The 15,985-nt window shown below is 61.0% G+C and carries 18 protein-coding genes; 14 read left to right on the top strand and 4 right to left on the bottom strand.

The window, feature by feature from the left end:
- Nucleotides 1-131: 131 nt before the first annotated feature.
- A complete protein-coding gene (locus AC1A0G_RS05265) occupies nucleotides 132-1,664 on the bottom strand; it encodes a glutamate synthase subunit beta (protein ID WP_476528105.1) in 1,533 nt (510 codons plus the stop codon).
- 1 nt (nucleotide 1,665) lies between these two features.
- A complete protein-coding gene (gene gltB / locus AC1A0G_RS05260; RefSeq protein WP_476528221.1) occupies nucleotides 1,666-6,237 on the bottom strand; it encodes a glutamate synthase large subunit in 4,572 nt (1,523 codons plus the stop codon).
- A gap of 335 nt (nucleotides 6,238-6,572) precedes the next feature.
- Here gltB and lepB point away from each other — a divergent pair, with 335 nt between their 5' ends.
- The 4 genes from lepB (at nucleotide 6,573) to AC1A0G_RS05240 (ending at nucleotide 9,467) form a co-directional block, all read left to right on the top strand.
- Nucleotides 6,573-7,193, top strand: a complete 621-nt coding sequence (gene lepB / locus AC1A0G_RS05255; protein WP_476528102.1) for a signal peptidase I — start codon at nucleotides 6,573-6,575, stop codon at nucleotides 7,191-7,193.
- A 249-nt stretch (nucleotides 7,194-7,442) separates the two neighbouring features.
- The gene (locus tag AC1A0G_RS05250) at nucleotides 7,443-8,405 is read left to right on the top strand and encodes a hypothetical protein (RefSeq protein WP_476528101.1); all 963 of its coding nucleotides are present in this window, start codon (nucleotides 7,443-7,445) and stop codon (nucleotides 8,403-8,405) included.
- Nucleotides 8,398-8,769 carry a tyrosine-type recombinase/integrase gene (locus AC1A0G_RS05245; protein WP_476528099.1) on the top strand — a complete coding sequence of 124 codons (372 nt, stop codon included), beginning with the start codon at nucleotides 8,398-8,400 and terminating at the stop codon, nucleotides 8,767-8,769. Before AC1A0G_RS05250 ends, AC1A0G_RS05245 begins: the two co-directional genes overlap by 8 nt.
- Nucleotides 8,766-9,467: a DUF1206 domain-containing protein gene (locus AC1A0G_RS05240; RefSeq protein WP_476528096.1), complete on the top strand. Its 702-nt coding sequence runs from the start codon at nucleotides 8,766-8,768 to the stop codon at nucleotides 9,465-9,467. Before AC1A0G_RS05245 ends, AC1A0G_RS05240 begins: the two co-directional genes overlap by 4 nt.
- Nucleotides 9,468-9,515: 48 nt before the next feature.
- Here the strand turns inward: AC1A0G_RS05240 and AC1A0G_RS05235 are convergent, their stop codons facing one another.
- Nucleotides 9,516-10,001 carry a hypothetical protein gene (locus tag AC1A0G_RS05235; RefSeq protein ID WP_476528094.1) on the bottom strand — a complete coding sequence of 162 codons (486 nt, stop codon included), beginning with the start codon at nucleotides 9,999-10,001 and terminating at the stop codon, nucleotides 9,516-9,518.
- A gap of 273 nt (nucleotides 10,002-10,274) precedes the next feature.
- On the bottom strand, nucleotides 10,275-10,547 hold the full coding sequence (locus AC1A0G_RS05230) for a hypothetical protein (protein WP_476528091.1): 273 nt from the start codon (nucleotides 10,545-10,547) through the stop codon (nucleotides 10,275-10,277).
- A gap of 120 nt (nucleotides 10,548-10,667) precedes the next feature.
- On the opposite strand from AC1A0G_RS05230, the gene AC1A0G_RS05225 reads away from it, so the two are divergent.
- The 10 genes from AC1A0G_RS05225 to AC1A0G_RS05180 all read left to right on the top strand — a co-directional run bounded on the left by AC1A0G_RS05225 (nucleotide 10,668) and on the right by AC1A0G_RS05180 (nucleotide 15,932).
- Nucleotides 10,668-10,937 carry a helix-turn-helix domain-containing protein gene (locus tag AC1A0G_RS05225; protein WP_476528089.1) on the top strand — a complete coding sequence of 90 codons (270 nt, stop codon included), beginning with the start codon at nucleotides 10,668-10,670 and terminating at the stop codon, nucleotides 10,935-10,937.
- 3 nt (nucleotides 10,938-10,940) lie between these two features.
- The gene (locus tag AC1A0G_RS05220) at nucleotides 10,941-11,141 is read left to right on the top strand and encodes a hypothetical protein (RefSeq protein ID WP_476528087.1); all 201 of its coding nucleotides are present in this window, start codon (nucleotides 10,941-10,943) and stop codon (nucleotides 11,139-11,141) included.
- A gap of 22 nt (nucleotides 11,142-11,163) precedes the next feature.
- Entirely contained in the window at nucleotides 11,164-11,487 is a 324-nt protein-coding gene (locus AC1A0G_RS05215; protein WP_476528085.1) for a hypothetical protein, read from the top strand.
- Between the two features lie 98 nt (nucleotides 11,488-11,585).
- Nucleotides 11,586-12,029 carry a hypothetical protein gene (locus tag AC1A0G_RS05210; protein ID WP_476528084.1) on the top strand — a complete coding sequence of 148 codons (444 nt, stop codon included), beginning with the start codon at nucleotides 11,586-11,588 and terminating at the stop codon, nucleotides 12,027-12,029.
- A 479-nt stretch (nucleotides 12,030-12,508) separates the two neighbouring features.
- Entirely contained in the window at nucleotides 12,509-12,871 is a 363-nt protein-coding gene (locus AC1A0G_RS05205; protein WP_476528082.1) for a hypothetical protein, read from the top strand.
- 287 nt (nucleotides 12,872-13,158) lie between these two features.
- Nucleotides 13,159-13,437: a hypothetical protein gene (locus AC1A0G_RS05200; RefSeq protein WP_476528080.1), complete on the top strand. Its 279-nt coding sequence runs from the start codon at nucleotides 13,159-13,161 to the stop codon at nucleotides 13,435-13,437.
- Nucleotides 13,421-13,684 (top strand): DivIVA domain-containing protein, encoded by a 264-nt coding sequence (locus AC1A0G_RS05195; RefSeq protein ID WP_476528079.1) that lies wholly within the window; start codon nucleotides 13,421-13,423, stop codon nucleotides 13,682-13,684. Before AC1A0G_RS05200 ends, AC1A0G_RS05195 begins: the two co-directional genes overlap by 17 nt.
- On the top strand, nucleotides 13,662-14,516 hold the full coding sequence (locus AC1A0G_RS05190; protein WP_476528077.1) for a PD-(D/E)XK nuclease family protein: 855 nt from the start codon (nucleotides 13,662-13,664) through the stop codon (nucleotides 14,514-14,516). Before AC1A0G_RS05195 ends, AC1A0G_RS05190 begins: the two co-directional genes overlap by 23 nt.
- Complete coding sequence (locus tag AC1A0G_RS05185; RefSeq protein WP_476528075.1) at nucleotides 14,507-15,067, top strand: ERF family protein; 561 nt, start codon at nucleotides 14,507-14,509, stop codon at nucleotides 15,065-15,067. Before AC1A0G_RS05190 ends, AC1A0G_RS05185 begins: the two co-directional genes overlap by 10 nt.
- Nucleotides 15,051-15,932, top strand: coding sequence for a hypothetical protein (locus AC1A0G_RS05180; protein ID WP_476528073.1), 882 nt, complete (start codon nucleotides 15,051-15,053; stop codon nucleotides 15,930-15,932). Before AC1A0G_RS05185 ends, AC1A0G_RS05180 begins: the two co-directional genes overlap by 17 nt.
- Nucleotides 15,933-15,985 lie beyond the last annotated feature (53 nt).

Genomic DNA, 15,985 nt, shown 5'->3' with positions numbered 1-15,985 from the left:
TCCGTCAAGCTCATGCGCCACGCGAATCAACCGTGCCCGGTATGTGAAAAGCCCTTCCGTCTCGTCGACGGAAGGGCTTGGCGATCATGTCATCATCGCTCGTAAGACCGAGGACGATGCAACGCAACCGGTCAGCGCGGCAGCATCATCGGACGCTGGGAGGCGACGATCGGCGCGGGCAGCTCGGTGGAGCCAGTCAGGTACTCGTCCACGGCGGCGGCGCAGGCGCGCCCCTCCGAGATGGCCCACACGACAAGGCTCTGGCCGCGACCGGCGTCGCCGGCGACGAACACGCCGTCCTGCGAGGTGGCGAACTTGTCGTTGCGCGCCACGTTACCGCGCTTGTCGAGCTCGACCGGCAGCTGGTCCATCAGCGACGTGGTGTCCGGGTGCAGGAAGCCGACAGAGATGAGCACGAGGTCGGCGGGCAGCACGCGCTCGGTGCCGGGCTGGCGGGTGAACGGGCCATTCTCGCCGGGCGCCACGTCGACGACCTTCAGACCGGTCACGTGGCCGTTCTCGTCGGCGATGAAGCCTTCGGTCGCGGTCGAGTTCTCGACGTGCACCTTCGCCTGCTCCTCTTCGGAACCGATGAAGTTGACCGAATCGGTGCTGTACATGTAGGTGCCGCCCTCCTCCATCGAGGAGGTCTTCTGGTACAGGCGTGCGAAGGTCGGCCACGGCTGGTTGTCCGGGCGCTGGCTCGGCTCCTTCGGCATGATCTGCAGCACGGTCACGTCCTTCGCGCCCTGACGGATGGACGTGCCGAGGCAGTCGGAGCCGGTGTCGCCGCCGCCGATGACGATGACGTGCTTGTCCTTGGCGGTGATGTCGTTGACCGGCTTGACACCGTACACGCGGCGGGTCGCGTCGGGCAGGAAGTCCATCGCGAAGTGGATGCCCTTGAGCTCGCGGCCGGGCAGCTTCATGTCGCGCGGCACACGCGAGCCGATCGCGACGACGACGGCATCGTAGCGGGAGCGCAGATCGTCCCACGTGATGTCCTTGCCGATCTCCACGCCGGTGCGGAAGCGCGTACCTTCGACCTCCATCTGCTTGACGCGGCGGTCGAGCAGTCGCTTGTCGAGCTTGAAGTTCGGGATGCCGTAGCGCATCAGGCCGCCGATCGCGTCGTCGCGCTCGTACACGACGACGGTGTGGCCAGCACGGGTCAGCTGCTGGGCGCAGGCGAGGCCTGCAGGGCCGGAGCCGACGACCGCGACGGTCTGGTCGGTGAGCCTCTGCGGCGGCAGGGGCTTGACGTAGTCGAGATCCCACGCCTGGTCGATGATCGTGCACTCGTCGTTCTTGATCATCGTCGGCGGCTGGTGGATGCCGAGCACGCAGGCCTGTTCGCACAGGGCCGGGCAGATGCGGCCGGTGACCTCGGGGAAGTTGTTGGTGGTGGACAGGCGGTTGTACGCGTCCTCCCACTTCTCCTGGCGCACGAGGTCGTTGAATTCGGGGATGATGTTGCCGAGCGGGCAGCCGGTCATGCAGAACGGGGTGCCGCAGTCCATGCAGCGGGCCGCCTGTTCGGTGGTCCACGGCTGCAGGCCGGATTCGGCGTGTACGTCAAGCCAGTCCTTGATGCGCTCGGCGACCGGGCGTTCGGCGAGTTCTCGGCGGGTACGGACCTTCAGGAATCCACGAGGATCTCCCATGTCAGCGCGCTCCTTCCATCACGTGCTCGTACACCTGTTCCCAGGCGCCGGGCGCATTGAAATCGATGTTGTCCTCTTCGGCCTGCTTCATGGCCGCGGTCATGGCGAGGAAGTGTTCGGGCACCACGCGGGTGAAGCGCAGCACGTTCTCGTCCCAGTTCTCGAGCAGTTCCTTGGCGAACGCGGAGCCGGTCTCCTTGGCGTGCTGCTCGACCAGATCGCGCACGATCGGCGCGGTCGTCTCGTCGAGCGGCTGGAACAGCAGCGAGCCGTTCTTGCGTCCCTCCGGGTTGACCTGGTTCATGTCGAGGTCGAGCACGTAGGCGTTGCCGCCCGAGAAGCCGGCGCCGAAGTTGCGTCCGGTGGAGCCGAGCACGACGACGGTGCCGCCGGTCATGTACTCGCAGCCGTGGTCGCCCACGCCTTCGACGACGAACGTCGCGCCGGAGTTGCGCACGGCGAAGCGCTCGCCCGCGCGGCCCGCGACGAACATCTGGCCGGAGGTCGCGCCGAAGCCGGTCACGTTGCCTGCGATGACGTTCTCGTGCGGGTCGAAGGTCACGTCGTCGTTCGGACGCACGATCAGGCGGCCGCCCGACAGGCCCTTGCCGGCGTAGTCGTTGACCTCGCCGATCACGCGGATCGTCTCGCCGCTCGGGATGAACGCGCCGATGGACTGGCCGCCGGCACCGTGGAACGTCATGTCGATCGTGTTGTCCGGCAGACCGGCGGCGCCGTAACGGCGGGTGATCTCGTAGCCGACCATCGTGCCGAGCGTACGGTTCACGTTGCGGATCGGCAGGTCGATCGTCACCGGTTCCTGGTGCTCGAGCGCGGGCTGGGCAAGCTCGATGAGCTTGTTGTCGAGCGCCTTGTCGAGCTCGTGGTTCTGCGGCTCGGTGTTGTGCAGGATGGTGCCGGGGACCGGGCCGGGCTGCATGAGCACGTTGGTCAGGTCGACGCCGTCCGCCTTCCAGCGCTTGATGGCCTCGTTCTGGTCGAGGCACTCGACGTGGCCGACGGCCTCCTCGAGCGTGCGGAAGCCGAGCTCGGCGAGGATCTCGCGCACTTCCTCGGCGATGTACATGAAGAAGTTGATGACCGACTCGGGCTTGCCGCGGAAGCGGGCACGCAGCTCCGGGTCCTGGGTGGCGATGCCCTGCGGGCAGGTGTTCTTCTGGCAGGCGCGCATCATGACGCAGCCCTCGACGATCAGAGCGGCGGTCGCGAAGCCGAATTCCTCGGCGCCGAGCAGCGCGGCGATGACCACGTCGCGGCCGGTCTTCAGCTCGCCGTCGCACTGCACGACGATGCGGGAGCGCAGACCGTTGAGGATCAGCGTCTGCTGGGTCTCGGACAGACCGATCTCCCACGGGGTGCCCGCGTGGCGGATCGCGTTGAGCGGGGCCGCGCCGGTGCCGCCGTCGTAGCCGGAGATCAGCACCACGTCGGCATGGCACTTGGCCACGCCGGCGGCGATGGTGCCGACGCCGAACTCGGAGACGAGCTTGACGTGGATGCGCGCCTTCGGGTTCGCCATCTTCGCGTCGTTGATGAGCTGCTTCAGATCCTCGATCGAGTAGATGTCGTGGTGCGGCGGCGGGGAGATGAGTTCCACGCCCGGGGTCGCGTGACGGACCTTGGCGATCCACGGCGGGACCTTCGCGCCGGGCAGGTGACCGCCCTCGCCGGGCTTGGCGCCCTGCGCGAGCTTGATCTGCAGGTCAGTGGCGTGCACGAGGTAATCGGAGGTCACGCCGAATCGGGCGGACGCGATCTGCTTGATGCGGCTGTAGCGCAGCGGGTCCTCGATGCGGTCGTCGGATTCGCCGCCCTCACCGGAGTTGGAACGCGCACCAAGCGTGTTCATGGCGATGGCGAGCGTCTCGTGCGCCTCCTGCGAGATGGAGCCGTAGCTCATCGCACCGGTGGAGAAGCGCTTGACGATCTCGGAGGCCGGCTCGACCTCGGAGATGTCGATCGGCTTGCGGTCGTGCTTGAACTTCATCAGGCCGCGCAGGGTCATGATGCGGTTCGACGTGTCGTTGATGTGGTGCGAGTACTTCTTGAACATCTGGTAGTCGCCGCGTGCGGTGGACTGCTGGAGCAGGAAGATCGCCTCGGGGTCGTTGAGATGGTCCTCGCCGGTGCGACGCCACTTGTATTCGCCGCCGGTCTCGAGGTTCATGTGCGGGGTGGCCGTCCACTGGTTCGGATAGGCGACACGGTGGCGGATGGCGACCTCCTCGGCGATCTCGTCGAGGCCGACGCCGCCGACCTGGGAGACGGTGCCGGTGAAGTACTTGTCGACCGTTTCCTTGCTCAGACCCACGGCCTCGAACAGCTGTGCGCCGCGGTAGCTCATGATCGTGGAGACGCCCATCTTGGCCATGATCTTGAGCACGCCAATGGACAGCGCCTTGGTGAGGTTCTTCACGGCGGTGGGCGCATCGACCTTGAGGTAGCCGGTGCGGGCGAGGTTCTCGACGGACTCGAACGCGAGGTACGGGTTCACGCAGGCCGCGCCGTAGGCGATGAGCAGGGCGACATGGTGGATCTCGCGCACGTCGCCGGCCTCGACGGCCATCGAGATCTGTGTGCGGGTGTGGCGGCGCAGCAGGTGGTGCTGCACGGCCGCGGTGAGCAGCAGCGACGGGATCGGGCCCCACGTGTGGTTCGACTCGCGGTCGGACAGCACGATGAAGTTGCAGCCGTTCGCGATCGCCTCGTCGACTTCGGAGAAGATCTCCTCGAGACGCTCCTCGAGCGCCTTGCCGCCGCCGGCGACCTGGTAGAGGCCCTTGACGACGAACGGACGGTAGTAGCCGCCGAGCACCTTGGCCTTGTCGAGGCGCTTGAGTTGGGCCATCTCGTCGGAGTTGATGACCGGCAGCGGGATGAGGATCTTCTTGGCGTGCAGTTCGGAATCCTCGAGCAGGTTCGGCTCCGGGCCGATCGCGGATTCGAGCGAGGTGACGATCTCCTCGCGTTCCCAGTCCAGCGGCGGGTTGGTGACCTGCGCGAACTTCTGGTGGAAGTAGTCGAACAGCATGCGGCTGCGCTTGGAAAGCACCGGCAGCGGGTTGTCGTTGCCCATCGAGCCGAGCGGCTCCTTGCCGGTGTTGGCCATCGGGGCGAGCAGGAGCTTCAGATCCTCCTCGGTGTAGCCGAACGCGCGCTGGCGGCGCTGCACGGACTGGCCGGAGTGGCTCACGTGCTCGCGCTGCGGCAGGTCGCTCATCTCGACCGAGTTGCCTTCGACCCACTGGCGGTACGGGTGCTGCGAGGCGAGGCTCTTCTTGATCTCCTCGTCGGGGATGATGCGGCCTTCGTCGGTGTCGACGAGGAACATCTTGCCCGGCTCCAGGCGCCCCTTCTCGACCACGTGCGCGTCGTCGATCTCGGGCAGCACGCCCGCCTCGGAGGCGAGCACGAGATAGCCGTCGTCGGTGAGCTGCCAGCGGCCGGGGCGGAAGCCGTTGCGGTCGAGCAGCGCGCCGACCTGCGTACCGTCGGTGAAGATGATGTCGGCCGGGCCGTCCCACGGCTCGATCAGCGTGTTGTTGTACTCGTAGAACGCTTTGACGTCCGGGTCGAGCTGGTCGTTGTTCTCCCAGGCCGGCGGCAGCATCATCGAGATCGCGTGCGGCAGGGAGCGGCCGGCGAGGTGCAGCAGTTCGAGGCATTCGTCGAATGTGCCGGAATCCGAATAGCCGGGCGTGGTGATCGGCAGTAGCGGCTTGAACTCGCCGAGCAGTTCGGAGCTCAGGCGGCCCTCGCGCGCGGACAGCCAGTTGCGGTTGCCCTGGATGGTGTTGATCTCGCCGTTGTGGGCGAGCAGACGGAACGGCTGGGCGAGCGGCCAGCTCGGGAACGTGTTGGTGGAGAAGCGCGAGTGCACGATCGCGATCTTCGCCTTCATGAGCGGGTTGCTCAGGTCGGGGAAGAACGGGGTGAGCTGCATCGTGGTGAGCATGCCCTTGTACGTGATGGTGCGGGCCGACAGCGATGCGAAGTAGATGCCGACCTCGTGTTCGACGCGCTTGCGGATGCGGAACGTCTTGCGGTCGAGGTCGATGCCGGCGAGCTTGCCGTCGGGGTCGGCCACGACGAGCGTCTTGAAGCTCGGCATGGAGGCGAGGGCCTGCAGGCCGAGGCCGTCCGGGTTGGTCGGCACGACGCGCCACGCGAGGACTTCGAGGCCCTCCTCGCGCACGATGTTGGCGATGGCCTGCTCCTGCTGGCCGGAGGTGGCGATGTCGCGGTCGAGGAACGCGATGCCGGCCGCGTAATGGCCCGCCTCGGGCAGTTCGACGCCGACCGTGGCGCGCATGAACTCGTCGGGCATGCTCATGAGGATGCCCGCGCCGTCGCCGGTGTTCTCCTCGGCGCCGACCGCGCCGCGGTGGTTGAGGTTGACCAGCACCTCGATGGCGTCGTCGATGATCTTGCGTTCGGGCTGCTTGTTGAGCGTGGTGACCATGCCGACGCCGCAGGCGTCATGTTCGGCACTGGGGTCATACAGACCTTGTGATGAATGGATGCTCAGATCGAGCGGGGCGTGGAAAGTCACCGAAACCACCTTCATGTCTATATTTCTTTTTCGGCAGGTCTTGACAACCTACGGTTCTTTAGGTAATGCGTAGGACAGAGTACCGCTGGCATATGTCAAATAGGTTTCCCTGTCCATATACCGAGTCGGGGCAAAAGTCAATACCCAATTTTAGGGGATTTCAGGGATGTGCGAGGTCACGGTGTCGCGGCCGCGGCCGCGCTTGCCCGCCCGGGTACGGACTGCGGCGCGACGCTCCCAGCGAACCTGCGGACCGGCTGTGGGATAATGGCGGGCAGTGCAATGGCAGATCGTGTCGCGCGGGCGCGCGGCCGCAGGGAACGGAAGTGACGGATATGGCGAAGCACAGCGTACAGGCAAATGCCTCGGAAACCTCTTCTGAAGGTCTGATGGACTGGCTGCCGTGGATCGTGGTGCCGGTGGTCGTGGTCGCGCTGGTCCGCATGTTCCTGCTGGGCACGTACGTGATCCCGTCCGGCAGCATGCTCGACACGATACAGTTGAAGGACCGCGTGGTGGCGGTCAAGGTGATCAAGCCGCAGCGCGGCGACATCGTCGTGTTCAAGGACCCGGGCAACTGGCTGTCGGCCGGCAAGGGCAAGTATCTGATCAAGCGTGTGATCGGCCTGCCGGGCGATACGGTCAGCTGCGACGGCGACGGCGCGCCGCTCAAGGTCAACGGCGTGGCGATCGACGAGTCGGCGTACCTCAAGTCCGGGGTGAATCCGTCCGATCAGGCGTTCAGCGTCACCGTCAAGGACGGGATGATGTGGATGATGGGCGACAACCGTTCGGGCAGCGCCGACAGCCGCGCCCATCAGGACGACGCGAACGGCGGCCAGGTGCCGATCAGTAACTCGGAGGGCGTGGCCGTGTTCACGTTCTGGCCGCTCGACCGCATCCACGTGCTCGATGCGCATCACGAGGTGTTCGCGAACGTGCCCGACGTGCAGTGACGCCCGGTTCGTTCCACTTTTCATATGCGTGTGGCCTTCCCCGTCTGGAGGAAGGCCACACGCATATTGCTCTCAGTTCATTCCCGGTCCGCCGCCGGTCACTGGTGGTAGTACTTTAGTACAATTGAACTCAAGGTTTACTGTTGAACAATGGCGGAATTCCAACGTTTTAGAGACCAATGAGGCACCATTGAAGTATCATTGAGAACCAAAAGGAAGTTGCGGAATATTGCGGAATGGAGGACGGCTATGGTCAGGCGGGCACGCAACGGGGCGATCTACCCAATGCTCGAAGAGCACCGAAAAACACTCAAGGACGGGACGGTAAAAACCTACACGGGATATCGGGCCAAGGTCGGAGACAAATGGGTGAGAGGCAAGACCTATAAGGAGTGCGATCAGAAGATCAAACAGGCGCTCAAGGAACAACACCAGTGGGGCATCGTGATCGACAGGAGCGTCACTCTTCCCGCCTACGCGAGCGAGTGGTACGAGTCGCACAAGGACCACATCGACCCAAGCACCCGCAGCGGTTACATGACCGACATCAACTATCTGTCGGCGAACTATCCCCGCGTCAAGATGGCCGACCTTACGCCATCCGCCATACGCCGCATCATCAATGGGCGGCGCAAGACGAACGGCGATCCGATATCCCCCGGCACGAAGAAGCATTTCAAGATAGTGCTGAACATGATCTGCAAAAGCGCGGTGGCCGACCGGATCATCCCCACCAACCCGGTCTCTGGGGTTGAAACCCCCACAGGCAAGGATCACGAGCTTGTGGAGCGCCCCCATCAGGCGTTCACGGACCAGCAGATAATAACGATGCTCCGAGAGTCGACCGACGATCTCCGGAATGGTGCCCGGCAATGGTGGCGCATCTTGTCCGGAATGCGAGCGGGAGAGATATTGGGCGCGTCATTGGATGATCTGACCATCGAACGACGGTCGAAGGACGGTCTTGATTATTGGGAAGGATATTACACCGTCAACTGGAAGCTGGAACGGGTCAAGACGATCCATGGCTGCGGAAAGAAAGGCAAGGACGGACGTTACCCATGCGGGTGGATGAGGGGCCTGAAATGTCCTGAAGGAAGACTGGACACGCCGCCGGGCTTTGACATCGTGCCATTGGACGGAGCATTGGCGTTGACCCGTCCAAAAAGCCACACGGGCAGGGTCATTCCGATCATTCCCCCCATTGGCTGAAGTCATGCGCCGTTACCTCGAGGCGACCAAGAACGAACCGAACCCGTACGGGCTTATATTCAGGAACCCCGATGGTTCCCCGATCGATTTCAAGGACGATCTGGCCGACTTCAGAAATCTCATGGAAAAGGCCGGAGTCCCCAACCCGGAGAAACGATACGGGCATGAATGCCGCAACAGCGCCATATCCCTGCTGTTCAGCATGGGCGTGGACCCCGGCAAGATACAGCGCATCGTCGGCCATTCCAGCCTCGCCATGTCGGAATACTACCGGCGCGTGCCCCTGGACGAACTGATGGCCGGCATGGAAACGATCGGCGAGAAACTGGACTTGAAACAGATCGAATGGAAGGAGCAATCATGATGCTCAGGATCAGCTCGACGCGATTGCACGACCTGCTGCTGCAGCATCGCGAACACGTCGGCTTCGGGCACAGGGAGACGCATCTGGTCGCCGTCGCGGAGGGCCTGTTCCTCATCCTGACCGCGTTGACCACGAGCATGGGCTACTGGTGGAAACTCGGTTTCACGCTTGTCGCGCTGCTTGTCACCTTGTATGCGCTGGTTTCCGCTATCATTACATGGAGTAAAGGCTATAACGCCGAGGACCTGTACAGGGAGCTGATCGATTTGGACCGCACGGAGATACGCAGCAGCATCATCGCCATCAACAATGGCAACCGGTATCTCCTCTACCATGACACCGGTTGGGACTGCGACTTCTTCCCCAACCATGCGACCGACGAGAACGAGTCGGAGAACCTGCGACTGCTCGCCGACTACCTGTCCAACGGTTTCGACATCCCCCTGACGGATTTCACGCTCGAACGGGTCACGATGGAATCGCACGAGAAGTACTCCACCGAACATAAGGAGACGCGCTTCTACGATTACACGCTGTACAAGGCCACGATCCATCGTATGCCGGAGGAGTGGAAGGCCGACCGGTTCCATGTGGACTCGAAGGACTGCATGTGGATGACCGTGGACCAAATGCTCGCCGACCCGCGTATGCGCGAGGTCAACAGCGATGTGATCGGCATGGTCAAGACACGACTCTAACCGAACAAACAGAGAGGGCGGGCACCTAGGTGCCCGCCCTCTCTGAAACTAATCAACCCTTGTCAAATCTGCCCATAGTCCGGAAATGTAATACCACTTCACATGCCAGTGTCCAGCAGTCAACTCTCCTTCGCTATCTGCGACCAGCATCTGTTGTTGAACGTCCTTGGGAATGCCCGTGTACTTCGCTACGCAGTCAAACAGCTTACGGGTCTTTGACACATTGGTTTCGAGAGTAAGCCCGATCAGCTTGTTGGCCTGATCTTTGTCGGTGATTGCATAAAGTATATTTTCGTAATCTTGCGCTTTCTCAGGATCGGGTTTGGGATACCCGTCTGTATATCTTGCGCACTTTGCCCCCACGTACTCCACCGGTTTTGTGACTTTTACATACGTATCCTTCGCCGCGAACCCCGCAACCGCCAGCACGGCGGCGGCAAGAACTATCGCTACGACAACCTTGATGATCGCCGAACGTGTCCATTTCGGTCTTTTGACAACGGTCTTCTCCGGCTGTCCTTGTGGTTCGGTCATATTTCTCTCCCTTGTGATCTCTCTTCGTTGCAAGGTCATGGTCGATTATACCGGCAACGTAGTCGGCGACGTGGCTTGTTCGATTGCGGGAATCACCAGAATGTTGTATAACATTCACATGAGGTCGAACATACGTTTGAAAGAATGGATGCAGTCATCCATTCCACGAACATGTGTTCGACCTTTCGCGTATGAGAAAGGGTGCGCCCATCCGACCAAGAACCGGCGCACCCCATGCATTGCCCCACCCCCACGAAGGAGGTGCAGCATGAACTAGTCTAACTCACTTTTGGCCTTCCAGCGTTTGGCCTTGGCGACGAGATCGAAGGCGTCCCCGCATTTGAGCTTGCCCGCGATCAGCTCGAGTTCCGTTATGGACCACGAGTATTTGCCGCTGACCCTGCCTTGGACATAGCCCTTCGAGTCATGGGTGGTATTGGCGGCGAGGATTGCCCTTATATCCTCCTGCGTTATGTTGAGCGCCGCCATTCTTGCTCTTACATAGTCGGCAACGATAAGGGCGTTGCCTGATGGTTTATCACTCATAGGTACATAGTATCCCACATATGTGAACTTTTCACGGCGTGTCGCCGACTTGACTGAGTTCACATATATGGTATTCTGTAAATCAACAAGTTCACAAATATGAACTAGGAGGCGAGAGGATTGCTTACAAACCAGCGCTTTGTCAGCAAAGCCATCACCGTGCAACTGGCCCGCAGAAAGATGACCCAGGCATCCCTTGCGAAGACGGTTGGGGTATCCGAGAACTTCATGAGTCGGATGCTCAACGGGAAGGCGACGATGAACCTGACCGTAGCGGACAAGATAGGAGCCGCGCTCGGCATCGAGGATATGTTCGGGCTGATGGAGCTCGCCGAATCGGAACGCAAGGAGGAGCAGCGTCTTGCTTCTCCCCAGAAACTGGCGGCATGAGGCATGGCTTATTTAGAGATCAGCCGTTTTGACCGCGTGGAAGACGCGGAAAAACTGATGAACATGGCGGAGTTTCCCGGAGAGTATCTGTCCAGAGACGATCCGGTGAAGATCGAACTGTTCGATGACGGCGCGATCATCACCCTCCCAGTCGTCAAACGTGTCGGCCCGGAAATACACGAGTACTTGAAAGGACTGCAATGAGTACTGAAACTGGCGGCATGAGATGAAGATCAAACGGCAGACATCCGAACTGATCTTCACCGGGAACGTGTCGCTCAATGGTGGGGTCATACTCCACATTCCACTCATAACGGAACGCAATCCCCTCATTCCCGGCCAAGCCCGCGAGATCGCGAAAGCGATCAACGACCTCGCGGACAAGGCGGAATCAGTCAGCGATATGAGTGAAGCTGATGGGCGCACCGGGAGTCCAGAAGAATTCCCTTACTCCTATACCGGCGGGAGCATCAACGGAATCTACGCTTGTGTCGGGCCAGCCGACATATCCAGTTCCACTGGCAGCGACACGATTCATGACGACGCGTAGCCGGTTGTACTCGTCGTTGGCGACAGGACCGTAGTCCTCACCGTTGAAGTGAATCATCCAACTCATCTTTTCACCTCCTTTCATGAATCGAGATCGACATGAACACTCTGATCACACCGCCGAATGAGGCTGATTCACTGGACCAGATCGCACGCACGCTGGACCGGATGCGGTCGATGCAATCGTCCGTCAACGATACGGATGCGCTCGTGACCGGCCAATGGTTCGATCAGGTCGAACGCATCCGCAAGGAACTCGCCCATATCGGCAGTTCAACGGCCAAGCTTCGCAAGACGCTCGTCAAGCTCGCGCTGGTTCGTGGCGATGGCTTCGATGGCGTTGGCCGTGGCGTTCAGAGAGGACTTGATATGCCGCAGCAGCGTGTCGGCGTCGTTGCTGGAGTGCAGGAAGGTTGCGTCTCCCCTAATGATGCTTGCGGCTCGCTGAAGTTCGCTGATATCGATCATGTTCTGTTCTTCCTTTCGGGTGTGGCTTGTGGTTTGGCGATTACCAGCCTACTCGGAAGGCGAGCGGGCGTTTAGCCCGCCCGGCCGGTACCCCTCATGGGGTGTCTGGACGCGCTACCCCTTGTCATCGTTCTTTTCGGAATGGACTCGTCATTCACATTGCGGTTGCCTTCCTTTCTCTCGGGTTGGTTTGTGGTTCGCGGTGACAAGGGACGCTCAAGGTTCGAATCCTTGACCGGCCACTCCCCTGTGTGGGGAACATAACTGAAGTTTCCCGACCGGGTTTGGAACACCAGCCGAACCCTCGTGTTCCAGCCTTGTACATAGTTATCGCCGGTCGGGTGGTGGTCGTGGTGCCGGCATAAGCCGCATCAACCCAGCTTTCCGAATGGACTGGGCGGGATGCGGGGAGTTCGACTCTCCCCCACGACACGCATAACTGAATCCCCCAGAGTCGGTTCCGGCCGGGAGTCTTCAAAAAACTCCAAGGTCAGGCGTTCAACTCCCGGCTCATGGGACAACCAACAACCACCTCTATAGGTAAGGAGCCGACGATGGCGGAGAAACTGAATCCGATCGATCAGATGAGATTGCTGGGCGTGGCACGCGGCATTGTCCCGCAGGACGAGTTGGAGCGTCGCGCGAATCATCTGATCGACTTGTACGTGGAATCCGTGCTCGAGGATGCGAAACCGAACGTGGAGTCTCCCACGTTGACGATCAGCGCGTTCATGCGCAGCAAGGGCGTGGAACCGTTGAAGAAAAGCGCGCTCCGGTTCGGGTACGAGCTGGCGACCGCATATAAGAAGGCGCATGGCGTCGAACCGCCGAAGCATGGCAGTTCGTACTTGTATTACGAGATCGACCGGCCGTTGATGGAGACGGTGTGGTCACGCATTCAGGAGTCGGACAAGTGAGCTTGATGAAGATCCGGTTCATCAAGGGTGAGAACCGCCCCAGCGTCCGTCGAAGCGTACGGCGAAGAGCAAGTGGAACGAGGCCGCGGCGCAACTGTTCAGACGACAGGGCGAGTGGGCTGTCGTTGACACGAAGCCCGATGTGAAGAAAGCCTACGCGTTGGCGAACAACCTGAAGCATTCCAATACGGCGTTCAAACCGTACGAGGTTGAGACGACGTGGGCGAGGAACGCCCAGGGACAGTTTGACGTGTACGCGCGGATTTTGGGAAGGAAGGAGACGACTGATGGCTGTTGATCAGACTGCCCGGCTGGTTGGCCGGCGTGTGGACAACATGGCGGACGTATTGCGCAATACGCTCCGGGATTTGTTCGACGTGATCTATGACAACGATGCGAAAGCCTATGAGTTTCTAGGGGTTTCGAGGATCTTTTTCGAGGAGAACTACAAGCCGTTCTGCGGCGTCAAGCAGGGCAATGCGATGACCTACAGGAAGTCGGATCTGCTGGAGAGGCGTGAACAGCTCAGGTTGGAAAGCGAGGGTCGTCATGTTGGTGACCGCTAAACAGGTTCGAAAGGTGGAGTTCCCTTGCAGGACGTCAATGTTTTCGAGGCGTGAATGGTATTTCGCTGATCCGGTTGACGAGTTTCTGGATGCTGTTGCGGACTCGTTGCAAGCGTTGCTCAACGCTCGGACGGAGTTGTTGAAGGAGCGTAAGGACCTGTTGAGGCAGATCAGTGTTTTGCAGGATCGGATCACCGTGTTGGAAGCGGAGAAAGGAGTCCAGGATGCCGGTGCTGACGATGAGTGACAGCGAGTATTTCGCTGATCCGGCGATCGACCAGACGAGCCTGAAGAAATACCTCATCTCACCGCTCGCGTACGCGGAGTACGTGACGGGCGAACACAAGTCTTCGAGCGTGCTGGAGTTCGGTAAGGCGGCGCACAGTCTCGTATTGGGGTCCGGTCCGGCCGTGTTGGTGAAGCCGAACTTGCGGTCGAAGACGGGCAAGGCCGAGTATGAGGCATTGCTGGCCGAGCATGAGGGCGAGGACATTGTGTGGCTGTCCCAGGATGATTGGGATGCGGTTCATGCGATGGCCGACATGACCCGTGGTTTCTTCGCCAAGTTGGACGGCAGGCCGGAACAGGCCATGTTCGCCGAGGATGTGAAGACGGGGTTGCCGTTGAAGGGCAAGGCCGATTGGCTGCCCTCCAAGCCGGACGATGACGGGGTGCTGCGCATCTACGACTACAAGACCACGTCGAAGCCGGCGACCGAGTTCCCCCGTTCCTGCTGGATGTTCGGCTATCACGTTCAGGCCGCGTTCTACTTGCGCTTGTGGCGCTTGTGCTATCCGGAATTGCGCCGGCAGCGGCTTGGTTTCTCGTTCATCGTGCAGGAGAAAACGGCTCCGTACGACTGGATGGAGTGGCGGTTCGACGAGGACTCCCCGGAGATCACGGAGATCGCCACGAAGCAGATCGACCACGCGCTCGAGGGCATCAAATGGTTCCGCGACAACCACAAGGACCCATTACAGGCGATGCGTGACTGGGGTTACGACAAGACCCCGCAGCCCATCCAGTTTCCTGATTGGAAGCTGTTGGAGGAGGAGACGGAGATCGACTCATGGCGGTGATCAAGAAGAAAGCCCAAGGCGGTCGCGGAACATATGCGACGTTGGCTCAGGTCGTGAACTATGCGGACGAGCACGGGTACGAGCTGCGTTGGCCGACCGACGTGAAGGACGGACGCCTGTACGTCAACACGATGATCCGCAGACAAGGCGAGATCAAATGGGAGGACACGTGTTGTTGGATTCCCGTCGAGGTCGGTGACAGTCGCGGGATGAGCGTCATGCAGGCGCTCGGCTCGGCGCTCACCTACGCGAGACGGTACAGCACATTGGCCGCGTTCGGTTTGGCGACCACGGACGACGACGGCGAAACCTCAGGGTATCGGCGTCATGGTTCGGGCGGCATGACCGACGAGCAGCAGGAGGCCATCGACCGGATTCTCAACGAGTACAAGGTCGCCCCCGGTTTCGAGAGCCAGTTCATCAGCAAGGTGTTGAACCGTGGCGTCTCCTACAAGCAGTTGACCGGCTTGGACGCGCAACAGTTCATCGATTCGTACAACAACATTCAGCAAACCACCAACAAGGAGGAAACCAATGAACAAGCAGCATGAGAGCACCTATGGGGAGACGACCGTTACGGCCGTGTATACCGTGGAGCCGGGCAGTGGCCTGTCCGATCTGATGAAGGGCATCTTCATCGCCCCTTCGTCCGATGATCTTCCGCCGCTGTCGGATGAGCATACGAACGAGCACATCGACCGTATCGAGGATGTGAAGCCGGGCGACCTGCTGTCCATCGGCAAGGGTTTGACCGCGGTGAACGGGATCGTGAGATCAATCAGGAAAAGTTCGGACGATGATGTGGTCGCCGTGTTCTTCGAGGAGATGACGACCGGGTACTGGGTGGGTGAAGACTCTTGGCAGTTCCTGTCCTGCTATCGTCCGCTCGGCCACACTGAAGAGGATGGTCCGCAGGTTGCCGGGGATGATGAGCCGGCCATGCTGCGTATCACGGACATTCACGAGCTGCGTCAGGGCGACCGCGTCCACCTGCACAAGGGCGAGGTGAAGGTCGAGGGCCTGTACGATGCGATGCGGTCCGGCGAGAACCCTGGCGAAGGCGGTGTGAGCATCGCGTTCACGGACGAGCCGGCCTATTTCGACCATTATCTCGTGAAGGACAAGTGGGGTTGGACGTTCGATTATGCGGAACGACGCCCGTACGATTCGTGGACGCAGGACAAGCTGCCGAAGGAACGAGGCTTCTACCGTGCCGCATCCGGCAGCGTGTGGAAGCGTGATGATAACTGGTTCGCCCCGGTGCTGACTCATGATGGCAAGCCGGCGCCGGTCGGCAAGAAGACCGCATTGGTGTCCCCGAACGACTTCTACCAGTCGTCTCTTGCGGCGCATCGTTTCCCGTTCGCGCGTATCAGCATGAACGTCGGCACGTATCACCCGGAGGACGACGAGTGATCTGTGATTACTGTCATCGTCCCGACAAGGGGCGGGATCGTTGCCCGCACGCG

Source organism: Bifidobacterium sp. LH_230 (assembly GCF_056357555.1).
Note: the sequence above shows the minus strand (reverse complement) of the source record. Positions and strands in the feature narration are given on the sequence as shown.